Consider the following 23930-nt stretch of genomic DNA (forward strand, 5'->3'; position numbering starts at 1 on the left):
CTACAGCGACGGGCAACCTGCCCATGCCATCAGCATTCAGCATTCAGCATTCAGCATTCAGCATTCAGCATTCAGCATTCAGCCATTCTGACGGATACGCATAATCAGCGCATCAATATCCGGCACATGGTTAGCCAGCAGGATCAGGCTGCGGCCGAGGGTGATCGCCTGGCGCACGCACTCCACCTGCATCGCACGATCGTCGATGTTTTTAATATCAGCGACCTGTGACATGCCGACGGTACGGCGGATCAGCTCGGTGCCGGAGTAGCCGATAGTGTCGCTCCACACCTTACCGAGGAACTCACGCGCATATCCCGGCGTCGCCAGCGCGCGATCGGTACTCTTCTCGGCGGCCAGCGCCAGGAAGCCTTCGGCAAAGCTATTCCAGGTATCGCGCACGTCGTTCAGGCGCTGTTCGCGTGCATCGGCCGCTTCTCTTGGCACCAGCAGCCCCGGCGCGGCGCAGTAGCTAATCAGCAGGTTACCGATCGCCGTGCCGATATCAAAACCCATCGGGCCATAGAAACCAAACTCGGCGTCGATCACCTTCAGGCGGCCTTCGGCAACGAAAATCGAGCCGCTGTGAATATCCCCGTGCAGCAGCGCTTCGGCATTACTGAAGAAACGATGCTTCAGCCCGGCAACCGCCACTTTCAGCTCTTCATCGTCGCGCAGGGCTTCGGCCAGGCGCTCCAGCTCACGCGGATAGGCGTTGCGATCGTGCTGCTCATAAGGCTCGTTGAAGAACAGCTCCTCGGTGATGTCGCACAGTTCCGGATTGGTAAAACGGATCACGTCCTTTTTCTTCTGATACGGATGCTGGAAGAAATCAGAGGTATGGAACAGCGTCTGCGCCAGGTAACCGCCCAGCTGCGTCGCGGCCAGAGGATAGTTTTTCCCTTTTACCAGCTCGCCGCGCCAGATAGCGTGATCGGAGAGATCCTCCATCACCATCACCGCCAGATCGGCATCGTAATGCAGGATCTTAACCGTGTGTTCCGGGCAAAACTTACCGTGCTCAATCAGGGTTTCCGCTTCCAGCCTTGCCCGGTCCAGCGTCAGTGGCCAGGATTCACCCACGCAGCGGACGTAAGGCAGCGCCTGCTTGACGATAATCCGGCTCACGCCCTGGGTATCGAAAATCTTAAACACCAGGTTAAGATTACCATCGCCCACTTCCAGCGAATCAACCAGGCTGTCAGGATTATCCACGCCGCCAAACTGGCGAGCATATTCCACGGCATCCGCTGCGGTGAACGTACGGTATTGCGACATTAACCTAACCCCCATAAGACAAATTCGTTTTAATAAGCCGTTCAGACGTCTATACATCCATCAGACATGTTGGCACAATGTGTCGCATTAAAGCAACCAGGATTTCACTTATGCAGACACTCAGCACCACCAGCCTACAGATCCGCGACAATCAACTGTGGATACTCGATCAGCAAGCCCTCCCGCAGAAAAAAATCTGGTGTCCGACGCCCGATGTGGCCAGCCTGGTTGAACACATCAAAACGTTGCGGGTACGCGGTGCGCCGCTGATTGGACTGTCTGCCAGCCTGCTGCTGGCGCTGCTGGCGGAACAGGGAATGCCGCGCGCTGAACTTGCGGAGGCACTGGAAACCCTGCGCGCTTCACGCCCGACGGCGGTTAACCTGATGAATAATCTCGATCGTATGAAGTTAGTGCTGGCGCAGGAAAATTATGCCACCGCGCTGACCGAGGAGGCGCTGCGTCTGGTTGCGGAGGATAAAACCCTGTGTAACAACATCGCCGAAGCGGGCAGCACGCTGATCGTTCCAGGCAGCCGCCTGCTGACCCACTGTAATACCGGTGGACTGGCGACCGCCGGCGTCGGCACCGCACTGGGGGTCATCGCCCGCGGCTGGCAGCAGGGAAAAGTCGCCAGTGTGTGGGTCGATGAAACCCGTCCTTTATTGCAGGGGGGACGCTTAACGGCATGGGAACTGGGTGAACTCGGCGTCCCCTACCATCTTATTTGCGATTCAATGGCAGCCACCTTGATGGCCCAGGGCAAAGTTGATGCGATCTGGGTCGGAGCGGACCGCATTGCCGCCAACGGCGACGTTGCCAATAAGATCGGCACCTACAGCCTGGCGGTACTGGCGCAGTATCATAATGTGCCGTTCTACGTTGCCGCACCGCATACCACGCTGGATCGCCACTGCCCGGACGGCAGCGCCATTCCGATCGAGCAGCGCGCGGCCAGCGAAGTGACCGGCGTGGCGGGCAGCTTCGGTGACGTCACCTGGGCACCGGAAGGCGCGCAGGTTTACAACCCGGCGTTTGACGTTACGCCAGCGTCATTAATTAGCGGATGGGTTCTGGATACCGGCGTGGTCACACCGGAGCAGGTGACTGCGGGTGTCTTCCAGCCGCGCGTTTAACGAATAGAATCAGCGGATCGGAAAGGGTCCGCTGCTCCGAGAATGCCATTACCCCTTGCGCAAGGATCGCTGCAAGGCTATGGCTGACGCTCGCTTCTCGTCGACACGGGTATTCCGAAGTGAACGAAGTGTGAAGTTCGGGGGGCGGGGTAAAGAGTTCGGGGGCTGAAGCAGCGCCCCCGTTATGCAAATTACGGCAGGCGCGGATAGGCATCGGCGATGGTGTCGCCGGTGAAATTGGCGATCCAGCCTTCCTGATTGTCGAAAATACGGATTGCGGTGAAGTGCGGCGCGGAACCCATATCAAACCAGTGCGCGGTGCCTTCCGGCACTGAGATCAGATCGTTTTTCTCGCACAGGATCTGATAAATGTGACCATCCAGATGCAGGCAGAACAAACCTGCGCCCTCAACAAAGAAGCGAACTTCATCTTCCGCGTGGGTGTGCTCCGAGAGGAACTTGGTGCGCAATACGTCTTTCTGCGGGTTATCCGCACGCATGCTGATCACATCCCAGCTCTGATAGCCTTTCTCGGCGACCAGGCGATCGATAGCATGCTGGTAAGCTTTGATAACCGTTTCAGAATCCGGGTTTTCCCCCAGATCGCGATCGGCTTCCCAGCGCTCAAAGCGCACGTCTTTGGATTTCAGCTTCTCGGCGATTTCCGCCGCATCGGTACTGTGCCAGACCTGGGTGGCCGCATCGGTATCGGTAAAAATAGTCAGTGCACTCATGAATTCAACAGCTCCTGGTTAATCTGATCAAAACCTGAAACCTGGCGATGGCTGCTTTCGGTATCGGCCTCGCCACGTATTAACTGAAGGGTATTCCAGCCCGCTTCCCGTGCGGCGTCCAGCTCCTGGTGGATATCGGATAAAAACAGCAGTTCCGCCGCGGGTAGCGCAATCTGCTCCGCGATGTTGCGATAGGAATTCACTTCGCGCTTGGCACCGACGTGAGTATCGAAGTAACCGCTGAACAGATCAGTGATATCACCCGCATCGCTGTAGCCAAATAACAATTTCTGCGCTGCTACTGAGCCAGATGAATATACATACAGCGCGATGCCCTGCTGCCGCCACTGTTGCAGTGCAGGCAGCACATCGGCATACAGATGGCCGGTAAAGCTGCCGTTCAGATAGCCGTCGCGCCAGATCATGCCCTGTAGCGCTTTCAGCGCGGTGGACTTGCGATCTTCATCCATAAAGCCGTACAGCACTTCAATCAGCTCCTGTGCCGTGGCATCCGGTCGGTTCACTTCAGCGCGCAGATCGGCCAGCGCCTGAGCCACCGCAGGCTGCTGCTCGTTGCCTTTAATAAAGGCAGGCAGGTTTTCACGGGCATAGGGGAAAAGAACGTTATGAACAAAGCGAATATCGCTGGTGGTGCCTTCAATATCGGTAACAATAGCGCGGATCATTTGCTCTCCAGAACGCGGCGTTGCAGTTCGCACTGGAAAAGGAATTCCAGCCCTTCAAGATGGCGGCGCGCCTCGTTAACGTCTTTGCCCCAGCAGGTCAGACCGTGGCCGCGCAGCAGAAAACCGTAGCGCAGCGGATTCTGCGCGGCAAACTGCTCGATGCGCTTCGCAAGGCCATCAATATCCTGATCGTTATCGAACAGTGCAATCGGCACACAGTCCAGATGGCTGTGCTGGCCCGCCAGCGTTTTCTGCATTTCGTAACCCTGCAGCTCCAGCGCAGCGCCTTTCTCCACGCGTGACAGCACCGTTGAGTTAACGGTGTGGGTATGCAGAACGGCTCCGGCTTCGGGGAACAGACGATAAATCAGCGTATGCAGACCGGTTTCTGCGGAAGGTTTACGCCCCGAAGGCACGCGATTACTGGCAATTTCTACCTGAATAAAGTCATCACGGGTCAGGCTGCCCTTGTCTTTACCGGATTCACTCAGCAGACAAAACTCCGCGTCCTGACGAACGGACATATTGCCGCCGGTGGCAGGAGCCCAGCCGCGTTCGCCAATCCAGTGACAGGCGCTAACCAGCTGATCCAATTGTGAGGTCTGGGTCATCTCTTTTTTTATTCCTCTGGGACTATTTTATTCAGGGCTTACATTTAGCCGTCTAAGCGTCTCGATTGCCAAATAGTATCACCGTGATATATTGGCAGCAACACAGGACACAACATCATAAAACCGCATTCAGCAAGGGTTGTAACCATGAGCCAGACGTCATTCACGCCAGAGAGCAAGCTGCCCGCACTGGGTACTACCATCTTCACACAGATGAGCGCGCTCGCCCAGCAGCACAACGCGATCAATCTTTCCCAGGGGTTCCCCGATTTTGACGGCCCGGCCTATTTGCAGGAACGCCTGGCTTATCACGTCAGCCAGGGCGCTAACCAGTACGCACCAATGATCGGCGTGGCTCCGCTGCGTGAAGCTATTGCGCAGAAAACTGCTGAGCTGTACGGCTATCAGCCGGATGTAAATAGCGAAATTACCGTCACCGCCGGTGCTACCGAAGCGCTGTACGCGGCGATCACCGCGCTGGTGCGCCCGGGCGATGAGGTAATCTGCTTCGACCCGAGCTACGACAGCTACGCCCCGGCGGTGACGCTGGCGGGCGGCATCATGAAGCGCATTGCGCTACAGCCGCCCGGCTTCCGCGTTGACTGGGCGGAATTCACCCCTCTGCTGTCGCCGCGCACCCGTCTGGTGATTCTCAATACGCCGCACAACCCTTCCGCGACCGTGTGGCAAAAAAGTGATTTCGCCCAGCTGTGGGAGGCCATTGCCGCGCAGGAAATTTATGTCCTGAGTGATGAAGTGTACGAGCACATCTGCTTTGATGAAGCCGGACACGCCAGCGTGCTGGCGCATCCGCAGCTTCGCGAGCGGGCGATTGCCGTTTCTTCCTTTGGCAAAACCTTCCATATGACCGGCTGGAAAGTGGGTTACTGCGTAGCCCCCGCCGCGCTGAGCGCGGAAGTGCGTAAGGTTCACCAGTATCTGACCTTCTCGGTCAACACCCCGGCGCAGCTGGCGCTGGCCGACATGCTGCAGCAGCATCCGGAGCACTACCGCGAGCTGCCGGAGTTTTATCGTGCCCGCCGCGATCGCTTTGTTGAAGCGCTCTCCGCCAGCCGCTTTAAGCTGCTGCCCTGCGAAGGCACCTACTTCCTGCTGGCGGATTACAGTGCTATCTCAGATCTCGACGATGTGGCATTCTGCCAGTGGTTAACAAAAGAAGTAGGCGTGGCGGCGATTCCGCTGTCGGTGTTCTGCGCCGATGCCTTCCCTCATAAACTGATCCGCCTGTGCTTCGCCAAACAGGAAGCCACGCTGGATGCTGCTGCGGAGCGACTGTGTCAACTTTAAAAATTAGCGTACTCCAGCAACCGCTGGTCTGGATGGATGGCGAAGCCAACCTGCGTTTCTTTGATTCGCTGCTGGACGGCCTGAAAGATCGCGACCTGATTGTGCTGCCGGAAATGTTCACCACCGGTTTTGCTATGGAAGCGGCGAAAAGCTCGCTGGCTGAAAGCGAAGTGATTAGCTGGCTACAGGCGAAAGCCGCTGCAACCCACGCGATGGTGGCAGGCAGCGCGGCGATCCAGACGGCAAAAGGCGCGGTTAACCGCTTCTTCCTGGTTGAGCCGGGCGGCGCGGTGCATTTCTACGATAAGCGCCATCTGTTCCGCATGGCCGGTGAGCACGAGCACTATCTGGCGGGCGATCGCCGCGAAGTGTTCGAGTGGCGCGGCTGGCGCATTCTGCCGCAGGTGTGTTACGACCTGCGCTTCCCGGTGTTTGCCCGCAACCAGAATGATTACGATCTGGCGCTGTACGTGGCGAACTGGCCAGCACCGCGCGCCTTACACTGGCAGACGCTTTTGCAGGCGCGAGCGATTGAGAATCAGGCCTATATTGCCGGATGCAACCGCGTTGGCACCGACGGCAACGGTCACGGTTACAGCGGCGACAGCCGGATTTTCAGCCCACTGGGTGAAGTGCTTGCCGCCGGAGAGCCGCATCAGCCTGCGATTCTTGAAGCGGAGCTGTCGCTGGAGAGCCTGCGCGAGTATCGCGAGAAGTTTCCGGCATGGCGGGATGCGGATTCGTTTAGTTTGTGAGTTAATAAGGCGCTGCTTGTTAAGTGGCGCTGCTTGTTTCGCATCTGGCTTATCGGTGTGGGGCGGGTTCGCCGACTCGGCGTGAATACCCCCATGTAGCCTCGACGGGCGCGTCCTTGCGCCCGACGGTCTGCGAACCCGCCCCACACCGATTGCCTGCTAATCAAAGTGTTGCTGTCAGTCAAAACCGACGTTTCGCGCAGCAACACCATTATCTGAAAGGCCGAGCGTAACGGTCAGCCTTAGCAACCGACTGCCCACCACGCCATTCCGCCCAACACCGCTTGCAGGTTAATCAAGGTGTTACTGTTAGCCAAAATCGACGTTTCGCGCAGCAACACCATTGCATGGAAGGATGACCGCTACGGGACAGGTTAGCCGGGTATCTGCCGCAAAGATGCGGCAGCCAAGCCTACAGGGACGTATTTACGGCGACCCGGCGATCTGCCCGTAACGGTCAGCCGGGGCACCGAGTTCACAGCAAAACAAAACCACGCACCCGATGCCCGACAAAAACAGCCTTATCCCCCCGCTACCTCATTCACCACCTGCACATACGCCTGAACTGCCTGCGCCACATCTTCCGTGGTCACCGACTCTGCCGGATTATGACTGATACCGCGATCGCAGCGCACGAACAGCATCGCCGACGGCCAGCGCTCGGCCACGGCGATAGCATCATGCCCGGCACCGCTCGGCAGCGATACGCTGCGCCCCTGCACCTGAACAACGGCGCGGGTCAGCGCGGCCTGCAGTTCGGTATCACAGGCGGTGGCAGCAATGCAGTAAAACTCCTCGGCGCTGAAGCTGATGCCGCGACGCTGGGCAATCGCCTCGCCTTCGGCCAGCAAATCGGCCAACAGTGCGGAGAGCGGGCCGTCTTCCGGGCCGCGCACGTCGAGCGACAGCGCCACATCACCAGGAATCACATTTACCGCGCCCGGCTGGCACTGCAGCGTGCCGACCGTGGCCACCAGCTGCGGACCAACCTGCGGCGTGCGGCGTTCGATATACACCATCCACTCGGCGGCAGCAGCCAGCGCATCTTTACGGTGGCTCATTGGTACGGTTCCGGCATGACCGGCCTCGCCAACAAAGCGACAGTTCAGGCGGTGCGCACCGTTAATCGCCGTCACCACGCCCAGCGCCAGCTGTTCCTGCTCCAGGCACGGCCCCTGCTCGATATGCAGCTCCAGATAGGCCACGAAGTCTTCGACATCGCGCGCCGACTGCCAGATGCGGTCGGCATTCAGCCCGCAGTTTTTCATCGCCTGCGCCACGGTAATGCCGTTGGCATCCGGGTGATCGACCCAACTTTCCGGCCAGCTGCCGGTCAGGCCGCGGCTGCCCAGCAGGGTGATACCGAAACGGGTGCCTTCTTCATCGCAGAAACCGATAATCTCAATGGCCAGCGGCAGACGCTCGCCGCGATCGTGCAGGTACTGCACGGTTTCAATCGCGGTCAGCACACCGAGCATGCCGTCATAGCGCCCGGCATTGCGCACTGTGTCCAGGTGAGAACCCAGCAGCAGCGCTTTCGCGCCGACCTGCTGGCCCTCATAGCGCCCGCAGATATTGCCGACGCTGTCCTGCCACACTTTCATCCCTGCCGCCGTCATCCACTTGCCAACCATCGCGTTAGCCCGCAGCAGCTCCGGCGACAGATAAACGCGGGTCAGTTCGCCCGGCGTTTCGCTGATTTCTGCCAGCGCATCGCAGCGGGCCATCACGCGCGCCGCTGCCTCAGCGGCGGCGGCGGCCGTCATCAGGCACTCACTCATTAACGGCTCCCGTTATAGTGATCCCAGGCAGCCTGCATCGCAGCGCCCTGGGTTGTGCGGAATCCAAGGTGGTTCAGCACGGCTTCCAGCGCGCTCAGGGTCTGCATCACGCAGTCTTTACGCGCGTTATAGCCCATGGTGCCGATGCGCCACACTTTGCCAATCAGCGGGCCAAACGAGGTGCCGATCTCAATGCCGAAGTCTTCCAGCACCAGCTTACGCACCAGATCGCCGTTGACGCCCTGCGGGATCACCACGCCGAGCACGTTGTTCATTTTGTGGTTAAGGTCACCGAAGGTTTCCAGCCCCATTCCCTGAATGCCTTTCAGCAGCGCGTCGCCGTGCAGCTTGTGGCGGGCGATGCCGTTATCCAGCCCCTCTTCCAGAATCAGGCGCGCGCATTCGCGGGCACCGAACAGCGCGGAGGTAGCCTCGGTATGGTGGTTCAGACGCTCAGGCCCCCAGTAATCCATGATCATGCCAAGATCGAAATAGTTGGAGTAGATCATCTCATCGTCGCCGTCCTGGTGCGCATCGGTACGGATGCCCGCTTCCACGCATTTGCGCTTGCGGATCGCCTCTTCCATCAGCGGGCTGAGGGTGATCGGCGACGTTCCTGACGGGCCGCCCAGGCATTTCTGCATGCCGGCAGAGACCGCATCCAGTCCCCAGGCATCGGTTTCCAGCGCGTTACCGGCGAAGGAAGCGGTCGCGTCGGTGTAGAACAGCACGCCGTATTTACGGCAGATGGCACCCAGTTCTTCCAGCGGTTGCAGCATGGTCGTCGAGGTGTCGCCCTGCACGGTCAGCAGCAGGCGCGGCTTCACTTTTTTGATCGCGTCTTCAATCTGATCCGGGGTGAACACTTCGCCCCACGGTACTTCAATGGTGTGAACTTCCGCGCGGCAGCGGCGGGCAATTTCGCACAGCAGATGGCCGAAACGGCCAAAGACCGGCACCAGAACTTTGTCACCCGGACGAATAGCAGACAGCAGGATGGCCTCGATCCCCGCGCGCGAAGTGCCATCAATCAGCATGGTCCACTGATTTTTGGTGCGGAACACACCGCGATAAAGCGCCATCACTTCGTTCATATACTGGGTCATGGCCGGATCGTACTGCCCGATCAGCTGGCTGGACATGGCGCGAAGCACGCGCGGGTCAGCGTTAATCGGCCCCGGCCCCATCAGTAAACGCTGCGGCGGGTTGATCTGGGTAAATTTAGATAAATCCATCATCGATTCCTATAAGTAAATAACGCTTCAGGCGTTACTGGTGCAGGCAGTTTGCACACGGACAGCGCGCAAGAAGCGGAGCGTACACGTAGTACGTGAGGATTCTGAGCACTGCCCGGGTGCAAAATGGCAAACAAAGTAGCCTAAAGCCCACGCACCGAGGAGATAAACTGTTTAAGCTCATTGGTCTGTGGATTGGCAAACAGGGTTTTACTGTCGCCCTGCTCCCAAACGCGGCCCTGATGCATAAACACTACGCGGTCGCCCACTTCGCGGGCAAAATTCATTTCATGCGTCACGAGGATCAACGTCATGCCCTCTTTCGCCAGCTGCTCCAGCACTTTCAGTACTTCGCCAACCAGCTCGGGATCGAGCGCCGAGGTAATCTCGTCGCACAGCAAGACTTTCGGTGACATCGCCAGCGCACGAGCAATCGCCACGCGCTGCTGCTGGCCGCCGGACAGGTTGGCAGGATAGTAATCCATGCGATCCCCCAGCCCGACTTTATTGAGCATTTCCGCCGCCAGCGCCCGGCACTCGGCGTCGCTTTTTTTCAGCACGCGGCGCGGTGCCAGCATGACGTTTTCCAGCGCGGTCATATGCGGGAACAGATTAAAGTTCTGGAACACCATGCCGACAGAATGGCTGATTTCCCGCGCCTGAGATTCACGATCGGTGATGGTCATCCCGCCCAGTTTAATGCTGCCTTCCTGATAGCCTTCCAGCCCGTTCATGCAGCGCAGCAGGGTACTTTTCCCTGAACCGCTGCGGCCGATGATAGAGATCACCTGGCCCATTTCGATGTCGAGATCCACGCCTTTCAGTACGTGGTTGTCGCCATAGTATTTCTGCACCTGATTAATGGTGATGAGCGGCATTGAATTTCTTCTCCAGATACTGGCTGTAGCGGGACAGCGGATAACACATCAGGAAGTAGCCCAGCGCCACCAGCCCGAAAACTTTAAACGGTTGATACGTCACATTGTTCAGAATGGTTCCGGCTTTGGTCAGCTCGATAAAGCCGATGATCGACGCCAGCGCCGTGCCTTTCACCACCTGTACGGCAAAGCCCACGGTCGGCGCGATGCCGATACGCAGCGCCTGTGGCAGAACCACGCGATACAGCGTCTGGCCGAAACTCAGACCGAGGCAGCGGCAGGCTTCCCACTGCCCTTTCGGCAGCGCCTGGATGCTGCCGTACCAGATATCAATCAGGAAGGCGCTGGTGTAAAACGTCAGCGCCAGCGAGGCGGCGGTCCACGGCGAAACGTCAATGCCGAACAGCGCCACGCCGAAGAAGGCCAGAAACAGCTGCATCAGCAGCGGCGTTCCCTGGAACAGTTCGGTCCAGGCGCGGATAAAGCGGCACGGCCACCGGCGACGGGTCAGGCGAACCATCACCAGCGGCATCGCCACCAGCGTGCCGCCAAAGAATGCCGTCAGCGACAGCAGGATAGTCCAGCGCGCCGCGAGCAGCAGATTGCGCAGAATGTCCCAGTCGGTAAAGGTCGTCATTACGGCTGCTCCCCGAACCATTTACGCCCGGCGGCCAGCAGCAGCTGACGCATGGCAATCGACAGCGCCAGATACATCAGCGTGGTCACCAGATACACTTCAAAACTCAAAAACGTCCGCGACTGGATCAGATTGGCGGCAAAGGTCAGCTCTTCATAAGAGACCTGCGACACCACCGAGGAGCCCAGCATCACGATAATGCACTGGCTCACCAGTGCCGGATAAATGCGCTTCATTGACGGCGGCAGCACCACGCGGATAAACGTCTGAGTGCGGGTTAAGCCCAGCACCCGCCCGGCCTCCCACTGCCCTTTCGGCGTCACCTGGATACCGGCGCGGATGATTTCCGTGCTGTAGGCACCGAGGTTAATCAGCATCGCCAGCAGCGCCGCCTCACCGGCGGTGAGTTTCAGGCCCAGATTGGGCAGGCCGAAAACGATAAAAAATAGCTGAACCACAAACGGCGTATTGCGGATCAGTTCGACGTAAGCGCCCCAGCAGCGGCTGAGTAGTGAGGGTTTACCGCTTCGCAGCGCTGCCCCCAGAATACCCAGCCCCACGCCCCCAACGGTAGCCATCACCGTTAGCTGGATAGTCACCCACAGGCCGGAAATCAGTTCCGGCCAGTAGGGCCACAGCGCGGGAAAATTCAGTTGCCCGATCATCATTCAGCCCCGATTAACCCAGGTCTGCGGGTAATGGCGCTTTCAGCCATTCTTGCGATAATTTGTTCAGCGTGTCGTCCTTCAGCGCCTGGCCGATCAGCTCATCCACTTTGGCCTTCAGCGCCGGTTCATTCTTTTTCATGCCGATAAAGCACGGCGAATCTTTCAGCATAAACTTCGCCACCGGCGCTTTGTCAGCGTTCTGGCGGGCGATGGCGGCCACGACCAGGTTTCCGGTTGCCACATACTGCACCTGACCAGACAGATAGGCCGACAGCGTGGTGTTGTTATCTTCGTAGCGTTTCACTTCCGCCTCTTTTGGTGCCACGCTGGTCAGTACCATATCCTCAACGGCACCGCGGGTGACGCCGATGGATTTGCCGCTCAGCGCCGCCGCGTCTTTCAGAGTACCGTCTTTCGGACCAAACACGCCGAGGAAGAACGGTGCATAGGCGCGGCTGAAGTCGATCACTTTTTCACGCTCCGGATTTTTACCCAGGCTGGAAATCACCAGGTCCACTTTATCCGTCTGCAGATAAGGCACACGGTTTGCGCTGGTGACCGGCACCAGCTGCAACTTAAGTTTCATTTGCTTAGCCAAATACTTCGCCATATCGATGTCATAGCCCTGCGGCTGTAAGTCAGTACCTACTGAACCAAATGGCGGGAAATCCTGCGGTACGGCAATACGGATAACGCCACGTTTTTCAATATCTTGTAGTTGGTCCGCCAGCGCCGAAGCGGTAGACGTCAGCAGTAAAGCGCCAGCCAGTAATGCGAATAAGCCTTTTTTCATTCTCACTTCCCCGGTTAATACATCATGAAACGAAAGATTCTTAAAGAATTTATTTGCAACTAATGTGCCATTGGGGGTTTTAGCGTTGTTATTTCTTGCTGAATTCGAAGCATTGCCACCGCGCACTTGATAAAAACTGATAAAAATCAGAATCAAATAAAGAAACCCCATAAACAAAACCGGGTTATTTCGATGAAAAAATTCAGAAAAGGCAGATCGAAGCGTGAGAAAAGCGCAATAAAAAGGGGCACCGCCTCGAGCCCCATAACGATGCAAAGCACCAAATTAGTGCCCCATCAACGCTGTTCCAACTCGTCCAGCTCGCCGTAAAGATCGGCAATCTGATGGATACGCTGACGCCCGTTGCTGAGTAACTCATGTAAGACGGCATTCGACAGCAGATTGACCAGGCTGTTGGCCGCCGAGTAGCTGTCAAAGGCGGATACGCTATCCAGCGGCGCACACAGCTGCCAGCGCGCCAGCGCGATGGACGTCTGCGCCTGAGGTTCGCACATCACCAGCGTGGGGATATGCCGCTGCTGCAGCTGCTGTAACAGCGGCCGGATAATGCGCGGGCGGCGGCGAAACGCCATCACAATCACCATATCTTCCGGGGTGATGTCGATCAGCTCTTCGGAAAAAGTTTGCCCCGGCTGCGGCAGCAGCTGCACCCGGCTCCGAACCTGCAGCAGCTGCTGGCGGAAATGCAGTGCGACCGGATAAGAGTTACGTAAGCCAATAATAAAAATTCGCTGGCTCTCACACAGCGCCTGCACGACCTGGCCGAAATGCGCGCTGTCGAGGGTGTTAACCCACTGCGTCAGGTTAGCCATTTCCTGCTTGTAGTGGCGTGCTAACAGGGTATTGCCCTGAACCGCATCGCGCACGTCCGTTAACGGCATGCCGCTCTGGCGCAGGGTGCGCAGCTCGTTGCGCATATCTTTATAGGTGTCATAGCCCAGGCGCTTAAATAAGCGGCTTACCGTGGCCTTCGACACCCCGCTCAGCCGCGCCAGTTCCGCGCTGTTGTAACCAATCAGGTCGTCATAATGATCGAAGACGAAATCCGCAATGCGCTGCTCCTGCGGCGAGAGTTGCGCATAGTGACCGCGCAGGCGTTCATCAAGCTGCTTCATGTCTATGCATCCTGTAACTTTTGTTTCATTCCACCGATCATATACAAATAACGTGCCTGTCTGTAGCCGGACAGAAAAATGCCTTCGCTTACGCCCTGCCGACGCCCTGTTTTCCCGGAACGCCCCGCGTGCGTCTGATTGTTATACAAAAACTGGAATGACTCTTGCTTTAGTCAGAGTCAGTTCGAGCAATAACGAGAATAATATGAATCAGAGCAATATGGCACCGCAGGGGATGGCCGTGACCCCACATCATCTGGCCAGCGAGAGCGCACTGGGAATTTTACGGGCGGGCGGCAACGCCATTGAGGCAATGGTCGCCGCAGCCGCGACCATTGCGGTGGTTTATCCCCATATGAATGGGCTGGGTGGCGACGGTTTCTGGCTGATCGTACCGCCGGGCGGCGAGCCGGTCGCTATTGATGCCAGCGGCGCGGCAGGTTCCCTGGCCGATCTCGACTTTTACGCGGGCGAAAGCCATATTCCCTATCGCGGCCCGAAATCGGCGCTGACCGTGGCTGGGACGGTTAGCGGCTGGTCAGAAGCGCTGGCCGTTTCCGGCGAATACGGCGGTGAGCAGCTGCCGCTGGCTCGCCTGTTAAATGATGCGATCCGCTATGCGGCTGACGGTATTCCGATCACGGCTTCACAGGCGGAAGCCACCGCCAGCAAATACGCGGAACTGGCCGAACAGCCTGGTTTTGCTACCACGTTTTTACCGGGAAATGAAATCCCGAAAGCCGGCAGCCGCTTTGTGCAGCCGGACCTTGCCGCTACGCTGATCCAGCTGGCAGAAGAAGGGCTGGACACCTTCTATCGCGGCCCGCTGGCACAGCGCCTGGCCGCTGAGATGTCACAGCTCGGTATGCCGGTGACGCTGGAGGATCTGAATCGTCAACAGGCAAAACGCCGCACGCCGCTGCGCATTCGCCACCAGTCTGGCGATATCTACAACATGACCCCACCCACCCAGGGGCTGGTCTCGCTGGCTATTCTGGGCATCACCGACCATCTGGCGATGGAAGACGCGGACGAGGCGCAGACCATCCACCGCATCGTGGAAGCCACCAAACTGGCTTTCGGACTGCGCGACAGCCATATCACCGATCCGCGTTTCATGCGCGAAGAGATGCAGTCGCTGCTGACATCCGATCGCCTGAAGCAGCTTGCCGATCGGATCGATCTGAATCAGGCCGCGCCATGGGGCAACGGCAAAGGCCCGGGTGATACCGTATGGATGGGCGTGATGGACAGCAGCGGGCTGTCGGTCTCCTTTATCCAGAGTATTTATCACGAGTTTGGCAGCGGCGTCGTGCTGCCGGGCACCGGTATCACCTGGCAAAATCGCGGAGCGTCGTTCAGCCTGGATGCCGATCACCTGCTGGCGCTGGCCCCCGGTAAACAGCCGTTCCACACCCTCAATCCGGCCGCCGCACGGCTGAACGATGGCCGCACGCTGGTTTACGGTTCAATGGGCGGTGACGGCCAGCCGCAGACCCAGGCCGCCATTTTCACCCGTCATGTCGTTCAGGGAATGCCGCTGCAACAGTCGCTCAGCGCGCCGCGCTGGCTGCTGGGCCGCACCTGGGGACAGCTTTCCGACTCCCTGAAGCTGGAGGGGCGATTCAGCGCGGAAACCATCAACGCGCTGCAGGCGCTGGGACATGAGGTCGAGCTACTGCCCGATTTCAGCGAGGCGGTAGGCCACGCAGGCGCGATCGTACGCCATACCAACGGCATGCTGGAAGGTGCCTTCGATCCCCGCAGCAACGGCAGCGCCGCGGGCTTTTAGCAGGAGAAGAACATGACGCCAACTCAGCCTGACTGGGCAACGTATATCTTACAGATGGAGCAGATCCTCGGGATGGATCTCGACGAAGCACGCCGGGCCGAGCTGCTGGTACAGTTCACCCGAATTGCCGCCATGGCGGCACCGCTGATGGCCTTTCCGCTGGATGACCGGCTGGAAGTGGCGGGGGTATATAAAGCATGAATCTGGCCGCTCTTTCCATCAGTGAAATCAGACAGGCGCTGGCAACGGGCGATCTGAGCGCTGCGGATATCGCCAGCCGGACGCTTGCGGCGATAGAACAGCACAACCCGGCGATTAACGCCTGGACCGGCGTGACGCGCGATCGCATGCAGCAGGAGGCTCAGCGCCTCGATCGCCTTAAGCGTGACGGCCAGCCTCTCCCCGCACTGGCCGCCGTGCCCTATGCGGTTAAAAACCTGTTTGATGTGGCCGGTCACACCACGCTGGCCGGGGCCAGCCTGTTCAGCGATCGCCCCGTTGCCAGGGAGGATGCCTGGGCGGTGCGGCAGCTGACCGCCAGCGGAGCGATGCTGTCAGGCATGCTGAATATGGATGCCTACGCCTACGGTTTCACCACGGAAAACACCCACTATGGCGCAACGCGAAACCCGCATGACACTTCGCGTATTGCCGGAGGATCGTCCGGCGGTTCTGCCGCTGCCGTTGCCGCCGGGCTGGTTCACTTCACACTCGGCACCGATACCAACGGTTCCATTCGCGTTCCGGCTTCGCTGTGCGGAATTTTTGGGCTGAAACCCACCTTTGGCCGCCTGTCGCGCAGCGGCAGCCATCCGTTTGTTGCCAGCCTCGACCATATTGGTCCACTGGCTCGGCGGGTGAACGATCTGGCAGAAGTGTATGATGCCCTGCAGGGCCACGATCCCGCTGATGCATTTCAGGCGACGGAAGCCCCTGCCGCCACCGTTTCACAGCTGGATCGTGGGATTGGCGGCCTGCGCGTCGGCGTGCTGGGCGGCTATTTTCAGCAGTGGTGCGATGAGCACGCTCGCACCGCCGTCGCCACCGCGGCAAAGGCGCTGGAAGCCATTGATGAGTTTTTACTGCCGGAGGCCGAGCTGGCACGCGCATCGGCATTTATTCTTACGGCGGCCGAAGGCGGAAATCACTATCTGCCCGCGCTGAAGCAGTCGCCGGAGCGTTTTGAACCGGCATCCCGCGAGCGATTGCTGGCCGGTGTCATGCTGCCTTCGGCATGGTATGTTCAGGCTCAGCGTTTCCGCCGCCACTGCCAGCAGCAGGCGCTGGCGCTGTTCAACGATGTTGATGTGCTGATCGCTCCCGCCACGCCGACCTGCGCCACGCTGATTGGCCAGCAGACAATGCGCATTAATGGCAACGACTTGCCAACTCGCGCGAGTATGGGCATGCTGGCCCAGCCGATCTCATTCCTCGGACTGCCGGTCGCTACCGTTCCGTTACGGACGACGAGTGGGTTGCCGATTGGCCTGCAGCTAATCGCGGCACCGTTTAACGAACAAGCCTGTCTGCGAGCCGCCAGGGCGCTGGAGCAGATGGATATTGCGCAGGCGATGCCTGCAAACATGGAAGATAAAAAATGAAAAGTGAACATATCGATCGCCCGGCGATCCACGCTGAAGTGACAGCGGCCTTTTACCGTTATGAGGAAGCCTTAATCAGCAACGACACCGTCGTACTGGATGAGCTGTTCTGGCACGATGAGCGCACCGTGCGCCTGGGGGCCGGTGAGAATCTGTATGGCATTGACGCTATCCGCGAATTCCGTGCATCACGCTCGCCCGTCGGGCTGAACCGCCAGCTGCGTAATACGGTGATATCCACCTTTGGCGAGGATTTTGCCGTTTGCAGCACCGAATTTACTCGTGAGGGCAGCGATAAAATCGGACGTCAGCAGCAGACCTGGGTGAAACTGCCCTGTGGCTGGCGGATTGTTGCGGCACAGGTCAGCTTAATGGCCTGATTGATGTTCTTCCGATCGCGTAAAAAAACGGATGGGTTTCCCCATCCGTTTTTGATCAGGCCTGCGGAGCCGGATGCGTTTTTATCCAGTGATCGGCGATCTGCTGGCGGGTACAAATCCAGACGTTATCGTGCTGCTGGATATGGTCCAGGAAGCGCTGCAGCGCGCGGAAGCGACCCGGGCGGCCAAGCAGGCGGCAGTGCATACCGATGGAAAGCATTTTCGGCGAGGTTTCACCCTCTTCATACAGCACATCGAAGCTGTCACGCAGGTAGGTGTAGAACTGCTCTGCGGTGTTAAAACCCTGCGGCGTGGCAAAGCGCATATCGTTGGTTTCAAGGGTGTAGGGAATAATCAGGTGCGGTTTAACGGTGCCGTCCTGACAGGTCACCTGGGTCCAGAACGGCAGATCGTCACCGTAATAGTCGCTGTCGTAGGTGAGCCCGCCCTGCTCCACCACCAGCCGACGGGTATTCGGGCTGTCGCGCCCGGTGTACCAGCCCGTTGGCGTTTTGCCAAACAGATCGGTGAGCGTATCCAGCGCCTGCTGCATATGCTGGCGCTCGGTTTTCGCATCCATTCCCTGGTAGTGGATCCAACGCCAGCCGTGGCTGACAACGTCGTAATCTGCGTTTTTGATCGCCTCGACGATCTCCGGGTGGCGAGCCAGCGCCATTGCCACGCCAAATACCGTCAGCGGTAGATTACGCTTTTGGAACTCGTTATGGATGCGCCAGAATCCGGCACGAGAGCCGTATTCATAGAGCGAATCCATCGACATATGCCGCTCGGGATAACTTGCCGCACCGATGATATCGGACAGAAACTGCTCGGAGCCCGCATCACCGTGCAGGACGTTGTTTTCCGCCCCCTCTTCATAGTTGAGTACGAACTGCACGGCGATCCGTGCTTTACCCGGCCAGGCGGCGTGAGGAGGATTCCCTGCGTAGCCAATCAGGTCACGCGGGTAGTTTTTGTTAAAGCTGTACTCTTTCTTTTCCGGACTATCGCTCATCAAAACATCCTTAGTATCGGAACAGATCGTTGCCTTAGTTTAGGCGTTCAAACTGACCTGATAGTTTTTTTCGAATCGGGTAATCCAGATCGCCATGCTTACTGGTATTCAACCCCAGAGCCAGCAGCGACTCCACCATTTTGACCGCCGCGCCCACGCCATCAATCACCGGTACGCCGAGTTCGTGTGTCAGTTCACGCGCCAGATCGGCCATGCCGCCGCAGCCGAGCACAATGGCTCCGCTGTCGTCTTCACGTATGGCTTGTATACAACGCTGGCGCACTTTTTCCTGCGCGATACCGCTACCGTCTTCCAGTGCCAGCACCGGCAGATCAATAGCGTGTACCGCTGCGCAGTGGTGCTCAAAGCCGTACTGCCGCAGCAGATGGCGGGCAATAATGACCGTGCGCGGCAGCGTGGTGACAATCGAAAAACGCGTGGCAACCATTGTCGCCATATGCATTGCCGCTTCGGCGATGCCCACCACCGGGCCCTGCGCCAGTTCGCGCGCGGCCAGAAGCCCCGGATCGCCAAAGCAGGCGATAACGTGTCCCTGAGCGCCCTGCTCGCGCCCCGCTTTGATCTGTTCCAGCACCCCAATCGCCGCGATCGCTTCATCGAAATGCCCTTCAATCGACGGAACGCCCTGCTGCGGGCAAACGGCAAGAATCTCAGTATTACCGGCCGCCACCGCGCGCGCCGCCGTACCGATGGTTTCGGTCATCGCGAGGCTGGTATTGGGATTGATCACCTGAATGATCTGCTTGTTCATGCTCAGGCTCCTTTTGCCGCAAACAGGCGGGCAAAGTCAGGTAGCGTTTCGCCACTGCGCTCAAAGTGCAGACTGGCAACGATATGATCGAAATGTTTCCGTAATGCGTCAGTCAGCCGATCCAGTTCTTTTTCACGCAGCAGTTCCAGCAGCCGGTCGTGGTCGTCGCAGCGGCAGCCGTGCTGCCAGGGTGCGCCGTAGGCCGCCACCACCAGCGAAGAGCGCTGGCTGAGGCGCGTCACCAGCTCGGTCAGCACCTGATTGCCGGATATCGCCTGTAGCTGAATATGGAATGCGGCGGAAAGCCGGATAGCGGCGGCACCATCATGTACGGCATGGGCCTGCTGTTCCTGCTGGTTTATTTTTTCCAGTGCCGCCAGGTGTGGACCCCGGCAGTGCGCCAGAACGTCGGGAAGATTGGCACACTCAAGCAGACTGCGGGTGCGGAAGATATCCTGCGCCTCTTCCACGGAAGGCGTGGCCACCTGCGCACCACGTTTGGGCGTCAGCGTGATCATTTGCACCGCTGCGAGGCGCTGAAGCACTTTGCGGATGCCGGTGCGGCTCACGCCAAAGACCTCGGAAAGCGCCTCTTCCGGTAATTTACTGCCCGGCGGCAGCTGATGTTCAACAATCGCCGTCATTAGCGCCTGATAGATAGGTTCATCCTTATCACTCAGGTCAGAGGCCGTTTTCAGCCCGGTTTCACTCTTCATTACCTTCTCCGGTAAACATCATTTCCATCGACAATCGTACACAGCAATAACCTGTTTTTGTATACAAAGTTTTAAGATCTGGCCTGAATCCTGCAATGACCTTAACAGGCACGTTTTTTCTTACTGTATTCAGAGGAGCAGGTTTCATGCCAAAGAGTCAACTTTCTTCCCCGGCGGCGGCATCAGAGGCCGCCAAAAACTACAGCCCGCGGCTGTGTAATGAAGACCTTGCTCCCGTGCGCAAGCAGAACTGGAGCTGGTACAACATTTTTTCTTTTTGGATGTCGGATGTACACAGCATGGGGGGCTATGTGGTGGCAGCCAGCTTCTTTACGCTGGGGCTGGCCAGCTGGCAGGTGCTGATGTGCCTGCTGGTGGGGATCTGCATCGTACAGCTGTGCGCTAACCTGGTGGCGAAGCCCAGCCAGATGACTGGCGTTCCTTATGCGGTGGTCTGCCGCCAGGCGTTCGGCGTATTCGGTGCCAATATCCCGGCGGTGATCCGCGGTTTAATCGCCTTCGCCTGGTACGGCATCCAGACCTATCTGGCCGCTAACGCGCTGATGCTGGTGTCGCTGAAGTTCTGGCCTGCCCTGACCCCAATGACTCAGGTGTCCTGGCTGGGACTGTCACAGCTGGGCTGGATCTGCTTCGGCATTATGTGGCTGCTGCAGGCTATGGTGTTCTGGCACGGTATGAACGCGATTAAACGCTTCATCGATATCGCCGGCCCGGCCGTGTACGTAGTAATGGGCGCACTTGCCGGATGGATTGTATACAAAACCGGTTTTGACGGTATCTCCTTTACGCTGGCCAGCAAGTCGCTGAGCGGCGGCGAGCAGGTCTGGCAGATGATTACCGCCACTGCGCTGGTGGTGTCATACTTCTCCGGCCCGCTGCTGAACTTCGGTGACTTTGCACGCTACGGTAAAAGCATGGGTGAAATCCGCCGCGGTAACCGCTGGGGCCTGCCGTTTAACTTCCTGCTGTTCTCGATTGTTACCGTGGTGATCGTTTCCGGTACGCAATCGCTGTTTGGCCGCATGATTACCGATCCGATTGAAACCGTTAGCATGGTCGGTAATGACCTGGCGGTGGCGATCGGGCTGTTAACGATGATTACCGCCACCATCGGCATTAATATTGTGGCCAACTTTGTGTCTCCGGCCTTCGACTTCTCTAACTGTTCCCCACAGAAAATCAGCTTCCGTACCGGCGGGATGATTGCGGCCGTGGGTTCCGTGCTGTTAACGCCGTGGAACCTGTTCCAGTCACCGGAGCTGATTCACTATACGCTGGACGTGCTGGGCGCATTTATCGGGCCGCTGTTCGGCATCCTGCTTGCCGACTTCTATCTGCTGAAGCGCAGCAAGATCTCCGTTGACGACCTGTTCGACGACACGCCGAAAGGAAAGTACTGGTACAAAGGCGGCTTCAACCCGAAAGCGATTGCCGCCCTGCTGCCGTCGGTGGGCATTGGCCTGGTGATCAGCTTTATCCCTTCGCTGCACGCGGTGGCGAACTTCAGCTGGTTTATCGGCGTGGCGCTGGGAGCCGGAGCCTACCGCTGGATTGCCCGCGATGAAATGGCCTCTGCACGAGCAGGCGGTGATTACCGTGCCGATGTGGTGATGCAGAAAGAGCAACAATAGCAACGTAATAAACTTAGCTCAGGCGGTCATGCCTGTTAGTGAAGTTTTGAAGAAAGCCGTAACGGATCGCGTTGCGGCTTTTTTTTCGCCGGAACGTTTTTCAGGAAAGCAGAAACGAAAAAGGCCGATTCTTTCGAATCGGCCTTTCTCTGTATACTTGGCGGAACGGACGGGGCTCGAACCCGCGACCCCCTGCGTGACAGGCAGGTATTCTAACCAACTGAACTACCGCTCCGCGCTTTGTTCCCCGTCGGGAACGAATCGGATATTACGTATCGACAAAACGTTCGTCAACGCTTTTTATTCAGAATTATTTCAACTGTTCTTTTTTTGCACTTAAAGCGGTTTTATTGCGCATTTTTAGTGACTTACTGCACATTTTCCTGCTGCGGACGCCACAGGCAGCTGCCGCCTTTCTTCTGTACCAGATCCAGTCGTTTTTCATGCTCGGCCAGTTCCTGCTCGCTGGCGCGCAGAACGCGCAGCCCCGATGAAGGTCGGGCAATACGATGGATAGTATCGCCGCCGCTTTGTTCTTCCTTTTCCCCTTCCATTGAAAACGACAGCGAGGTCTGGCCGCCGGTCATAATCAGGAAGACTTCCGCCAGGATTTCGGAGTCAAGCAGTGCGCCGTGCAGCGTTCGCTTACTGTTATCTATTTCATAACGCGAGCACAGCGCATCAAGGCTGTTACGCTTGCCGGGGAACATCCGGCGCGCCATCGCCAGGCTATCGGTGATCTGACAGAAGGTTTCTGTCTTCGGGATATTGCGTTTGAGCTTGCCGAATTCATAGTCCATAAAGCCAATATCGAACGAGGCGTTATGGATGACCAGCTCCGCGCCGTCGATGTAGGCGAGGAAGTCATCGGCAATGTCGGCAAACGTCGGTTTATCAGCAAGAAATTCGTCGGCAATACCGTGAACGCCAAACGCTTCCGGGTCCACCAGCCGATCGGGCTTCAGATAAACATGAAAGTTATTGCCGGTCAGGCGGCGGTTAATCACCTCGACGGCACCAATTTCAATGATGCAGTGCCCTTCATAGTGGGTACCAATCATGTTCATACCGGTGGTTTCGGTATCGAGTACGATCTGGCGTGTGGTATTTACTGTGCTCATAGGACCCGTTTATGTCAGACTTGGCGTTTTTCTACAGGGAGTCTACCAGAGATGCTTAAGCAGGTAGAAATTTTCACCGACGGTTCGTGCCTCGGCAACCCAGGACCCGGTGGATACGGTGCGATTCTTCGCTACGGCGAGCATGAAAAAGAGTTCAGCGCCGGATTCCATCTGACCACTAATAATCGCATGGAAATGATGGCGGCGATCGTGGCGCTTGAGGCGCTGAAACAGCCCTGTAAGGTCATTCTGAGTACTGACAGCCAGTATGTGCGCCAGGGGATCACCAGCTGGATTCATAACTGGAAAAAGCGCGGCTGGAAAACGGCGGATAAAAAGCCGGTGAAAAATGTCGACCTGTGGCAGCGCCTCGACAGCGCACTTAGCCTGCATGACATCGACTGGAAATGGGTAAAAGGCCACGCCGGTCATATCGAAAACGAACGCTGTGACGAACTGGCCCGCAGCGCTGCCGGTAATCCCACATTTGATGACGTTGGCTATCAGTCGGGTTCCTGAGGGGACCGCGGGTGGAACTGTCGGGTAGCGCCCACGGTTTGTAGCTTCGGCTTGCTGGTACTCTTTTTCATCGGATTGATAATCAACGGGAAGGTGCGCTTGCGGGCCACGATAAGATTCAGGCAGCCAAGCGCAGGCAGGTGCGTGCTGATCACCTTCCCGCCCTGCCGGCTCCAGGGTAATACCTGAAAACCGCTGCGCTGCACCACTTCATAATTCAGCAGGCTCAGCCAGTCCAGCAGCCGCATCTGCGTAAACATACGGCTGTTCCAGGGGATCATACGGTGAACGCCCGGGATCAGCTTGCCGACGCCCAACATACTGAACAGATTGAATCCGCTGATCAGCATCCAGCCGTCATCAATTAATACCCGATCGACTTCACGCAGGATGCGATGCGGATCGCTGCTCCAGGCAAGAGTATGAGCCAGCAGGCAGGCATCCACCGACTTCGATTCAAAAGGCAGACTGAGCGGGTCTGCTTTAACCTGGAGCAGATCGCCTTTCAGTCCCACATTAACCTGATGAGAAATAGCGCAGGCTTCCGTATCAATTTCCGCACTGAGATTGCCCAGCTTGAGCAGATGAAAACCATACAGTTTGGCCAGACTGGGGCGCAGATGATGGGCAAGCGCATCACGATAAAACTCGCCGCAGGGAATTTGCGACCATGAGTCAGGCACGTGGCGGATTTGGCGTGTTTTAGCAGGCTTCATGCTTTACCAT

At 57.9% G+C, this 23930-nt stretch carries 25 protein-coding genes and 1 tRNA gene; 9 read left to right on the top strand and 17 right to left on the bottom strand.

Annotation, left to right across the window (positions count from 1 at the left end; translation table 11 throughout):
- Positions 1-78: 78 nt before the first annotated feature.
- Complete coding sequence (mtnK, locus tag IBT46_RS23405) at positions 79-1278, bottom strand: S-methyl-5-thioribose kinase (RefSeq protein ID WP_200547603.1); 1200 nt, start codon at positions 1276-1278, stop codon at positions 79-81.
- Positions 1279-1388: 110 nt separating this feature from the next.
- On the opposite strand from mtnK, the gene mtnA reads away from it, so the two are divergent.
- On the top strand, positions 1389-2414 hold the full coding sequence (gene mtnA / locus IBT46_RS23410) for an S-methyl-5-thioribose-1-phosphate isomerase (RefSeq protein ID WP_200547604.1): 1026 nt from the start codon (positions 1389-1391) through the stop codon (positions 2412-2414).
- Between the two features lie 191 nt (positions 2415-2605).
- Here the strand turns inward: mtnA and IBT46_RS23415 are convergent, their stop codons facing one another.
- The 3 genes from IBT46_RS23415 to IBT46_RS23425 are packed head-to-tail and all read right to left on the bottom strand — an operon-like array spanning position 2606 to position 4445.
- On the bottom strand, positions 2606-3148 hold the full coding sequence (locus IBT46_RS23415; protein ID WP_105590698.1) for an acireductone dioxygenase: 543 nt from the start codon (positions 3146-3148) through the stop codon (positions 2606-2608).
- A complete protein-coding gene (gene mtnC, locus IBT46_RS23420) occupies positions 3145-3834 on the bottom strand; it encodes an acireductone synthase (RefSeq protein WP_200547605.1) in 690 nt (229 codons plus the stop codon). The genes IBT46_RS23415 and mtnC overlap by 4 nt, the downstream gene beginning before the upstream one ends.
- Complete coding sequence (locus tag IBT46_RS23425) at positions 3831-4445, bottom strand: methylthioribulose 1-phosphate dehydratase (protein WP_200547606.1); 615 nt, start codon at positions 4443-4445, stop codon at positions 3831-3833. The genes mtnC and IBT46_RS23425 overlap by 4 nt, the downstream gene beginning before the upstream one ends.
- Positions 4446-4592: 147 nt before the next feature.
- On the opposite strand from IBT46_RS23425, the gene IBT46_RS23430 reads away from it, so the two are divergent.
- Positions 4593-5753 (top strand): pyridoxal phosphate-dependent aminotransferase, encoded by a 1161-nt coding sequence (locus IBT46_RS23430; RefSeq protein ID WP_200547607.1) that lies wholly within the window; start codon positions 4593-4595, stop codon positions 5751-5753.
- Positions 5741-6508 carry an amidohydrolase gene (locus IBT46_RS23435; RefSeq protein WP_200547608.1) on the top strand — a complete coding sequence of 256 codons (768 nt, stop codon included), beginning with the start codon at positions 5741-5743 and terminating at the stop codon, positions 6506-6508. Before IBT46_RS23430 ends, IBT46_RS23435 begins: the two co-directional genes overlap by 13 nt.
- Positions 6509-7029: 521 nt before the next feature.
- Here the strand turns inward: IBT46_RS23435 and hpxK are convergent.
- The 7 genes from hpxK to IBT46_RS23470 all read right to left on the bottom strand — a co-directional run bounded on the left by hpxK (position 7030) and on the right by IBT46_RS23470 (position 13636).
- Positions 7030-8289, bottom strand: a complete 1260-nt coding sequence (gene hpxK / locus IBT46_RS23440) for an allantoate amidohydrolase (RefSeq protein WP_200547609.1) — start codon at positions 8287-8289, stop codon at positions 7030-7032.
- A complete protein-coding gene (locus IBT46_RS23445) occupies positions 8289-9524 on the bottom strand; it encodes an alanine--glyoxylate aminotransferase family protein (RefSeq protein WP_200547633.1) in 1236 nt (411 codons plus the stop codon). Before IBT46_RS23445 ends, hpxK begins: the two co-directional genes overlap by 1 nt.
- Before the next feature lie 143 nt (positions 9525-9667).
- Positions 9668-10402, bottom strand: coding sequence for an amino acid ABC transporter ATP-binding protein (locus IBT46_RS23450; RefSeq protein ID WP_105590685.1), 735 nt, complete (start codon positions 10400-10402; stop codon positions 9668-9670).
- Positions 10383-11039, bottom strand: a complete 657-nt coding sequence (locus tag IBT46_RS23455; protein ID WP_123335480.1) for an amino acid ABC transporter permease — start codon at positions 11037-11039, stop codon at positions 10383-10385. The genes IBT46_RS23450 and IBT46_RS23455 overlap by 20 nt, the downstream gene beginning before the upstream one ends.
- Positions 11039-11704 (bottom strand): amino acid ABC transporter permease, encoded by a 666-nt coding sequence (locus IBT46_RS23460; protein ID WP_105590683.1) that lies wholly within the window; start codon positions 11702-11704, stop codon positions 11039-11041. Before IBT46_RS23460 ends, IBT46_RS23455 begins: the two co-directional genes overlap by 1 nt.
- A gap of 13 nt (positions 11705-11717) precedes the next feature.
- A complete protein-coding gene (locus IBT46_RS23465; protein ID WP_200547610.1) occupies positions 11718-12500 on the bottom strand; it encodes a transporter substrate-binding domain-containing protein in 783 nt (260 codons plus the stop codon).
- Between the two features lie 296 nt (positions 12501-12796).
- A complete protein-coding gene (locus IBT46_RS23470; RefSeq protein ID WP_200547611.1) occupies positions 12797-13636 on the bottom strand; it encodes a MurR/RpiR family transcriptional regulator in 840 nt (279 codons plus the stop codon).
- A gap of 205 nt (positions 13637-13841) precedes the next feature.
- Between IBT46_RS23470 and IBT46_RS23475 the strand changes: the two genes are divergently transcribed.
- Genes IBT46_RS23475 through hpxZ form a run of 4 tightly spaced genes read left to right on the top strand, consistent with a single transcriptional unit; the run spans position 13842 to position 17409 of the window.
- A complete protein-coding gene (locus IBT46_RS23475) occupies positions 13842-15428 on the top strand; it encodes a gamma-glutamyltransferase family protein (RefSeq protein ID WP_200547612.1) in 1587 nt (528 codons plus the stop codon).
- 12 nt (positions 15429-15440) lie between these two features.
- A complete protein-coding gene (hpxX, locus tag IBT46_RS23480; protein WP_200547613.1) occupies positions 15441-15629 on the top strand; it encodes an oxalurate catabolism protein HpxX in 189 nt (62 codons plus the stop codon).
- Positions 15626-17029, top strand: a complete 1404-nt coding sequence (locus IBT46_RS23485) for an AtzE family amidohydrolase (RefSeq protein ID WP_200547614.1) — start codon at positions 15626-15628, stop codon at positions 17027-17029. Before hpxX ends, IBT46_RS23485 begins: the two co-directional genes overlap by 4 nt.
- A complete protein-coding gene (gene hpxZ, locus IBT46_RS23490) occupies positions 17026-17409 on the top strand; it encodes an oxalurate catabolism protein HpxZ (protein ID WP_200547615.1) in 384 nt (127 codons plus the stop codon). Before IBT46_RS23485 ends, hpxZ begins: the two co-directional genes overlap by 4 nt.
- A gap of 55 nt (positions 17410-17464) precedes the next feature.
- On the opposite strand, the gene puuE is transcribed toward hpxZ, so the two are convergent.
- Genes puuE through IBT46_RS23505 form a run of 3 tightly spaced genes read right to left on the bottom strand, consistent with a single transcriptional unit; the run spans position 17465 to position 19912 of the window.
- Entirely contained in the window at positions 17465-18424 is a 960-nt protein-coding gene (gene puuE, locus IBT46_RS23495) for an allantoinase PuuE (RefSeq protein WP_105590676.1), read from the bottom strand.
- 34 nt (positions 18425-18458) lie between these two features.
- Positions 18459-19196 (bottom strand): allantoin racemase, encoded by a 738-nt coding sequence (gene hpxA / locus IBT46_RS23500; protein WP_200547616.1) that lies wholly within the window; start codon positions 19194-19196, stop codon positions 18459-18461.
- A 2-nt stretch (positions 19197-19198) separates the two neighbouring features.
- Entirely contained in the window at positions 19199-19912 is a 714-nt protein-coding gene (locus IBT46_RS23505) for a GntR family transcriptional regulator (protein WP_105590674.1), read from the bottom strand.
- A gap of 146 nt (positions 19913-20058) precedes the next feature.
- On the opposite strand from IBT46_RS23505, the gene IBT46_RS23510 reads away from it, so the two are divergent.
- On the top strand, positions 20059-21564 hold the full coding sequence (locus IBT46_RS23510; protein ID WP_200547617.1) for an NCS1 family nucleobase:cation symporter-1: 1506 nt from the start codon (positions 20059-20061) through the stop codon (positions 21562-21564).
- Positions 21565-21722: 158 nt separating this feature from the next.
- On the opposite strand, the gene IBT46_RS23515 is transcribed toward IBT46_RS23510, so the two are convergent.
- A tRNA-Asp gene (locus IBT46_RS23515) sits at positions 21723-21799 on the bottom strand.
- 133 nt (positions 21800-21932) lie between these two features.
- Complete coding sequence (gene dnaQ / locus IBT46_RS23520) at positions 21933-22685, bottom strand: DNA polymerase III subunit epsilon (RefSeq protein ID WP_200547618.1); 753 nt, start codon at positions 22683-22685, stop codon at positions 21933-21935.
- Between the two features lie 51 nt (positions 22686-22736).
- Here dnaQ and rnhA point away from each other — a divergent pair, with 51 nt between their 5' ends.
- The gene (gene rnhA, locus IBT46_RS23525) at positions 22737-23204 is read left to right on the top strand and encodes a ribonuclease HI (protein WP_105590671.1); all 468 of its coding nucleotides are present in this window, start codon (positions 22737-22739) and stop codon (positions 23202-23204) included.
- Here rnhA and IBT46_RS23530 read toward each other — a convergent pair.
- Positions 23189-23920 (bottom strand): class I SAM-dependent methyltransferase, encoded by a 732-nt coding sequence (locus IBT46_RS23530; protein ID WP_200547619.1) that lies wholly within the window; start codon positions 23918-23920, stop codon positions 23189-23191. The two genes, rnhA and IBT46_RS23530, sit on opposite strands and share 16 nt — an antisense overlap.
- Positions 23921-23930 lie beyond the last annotated feature (10 nt).

The organism is Erwinia sp. S38 (assembly GCF_016624545.1).
Classification (GTDB): domain Bacteria; phylum Pseudomonadota; class Gammaproteobacteria; order Enterobacterales; family Enterobacteriaceae; genus Erwinia; species Erwinia coffeiphila.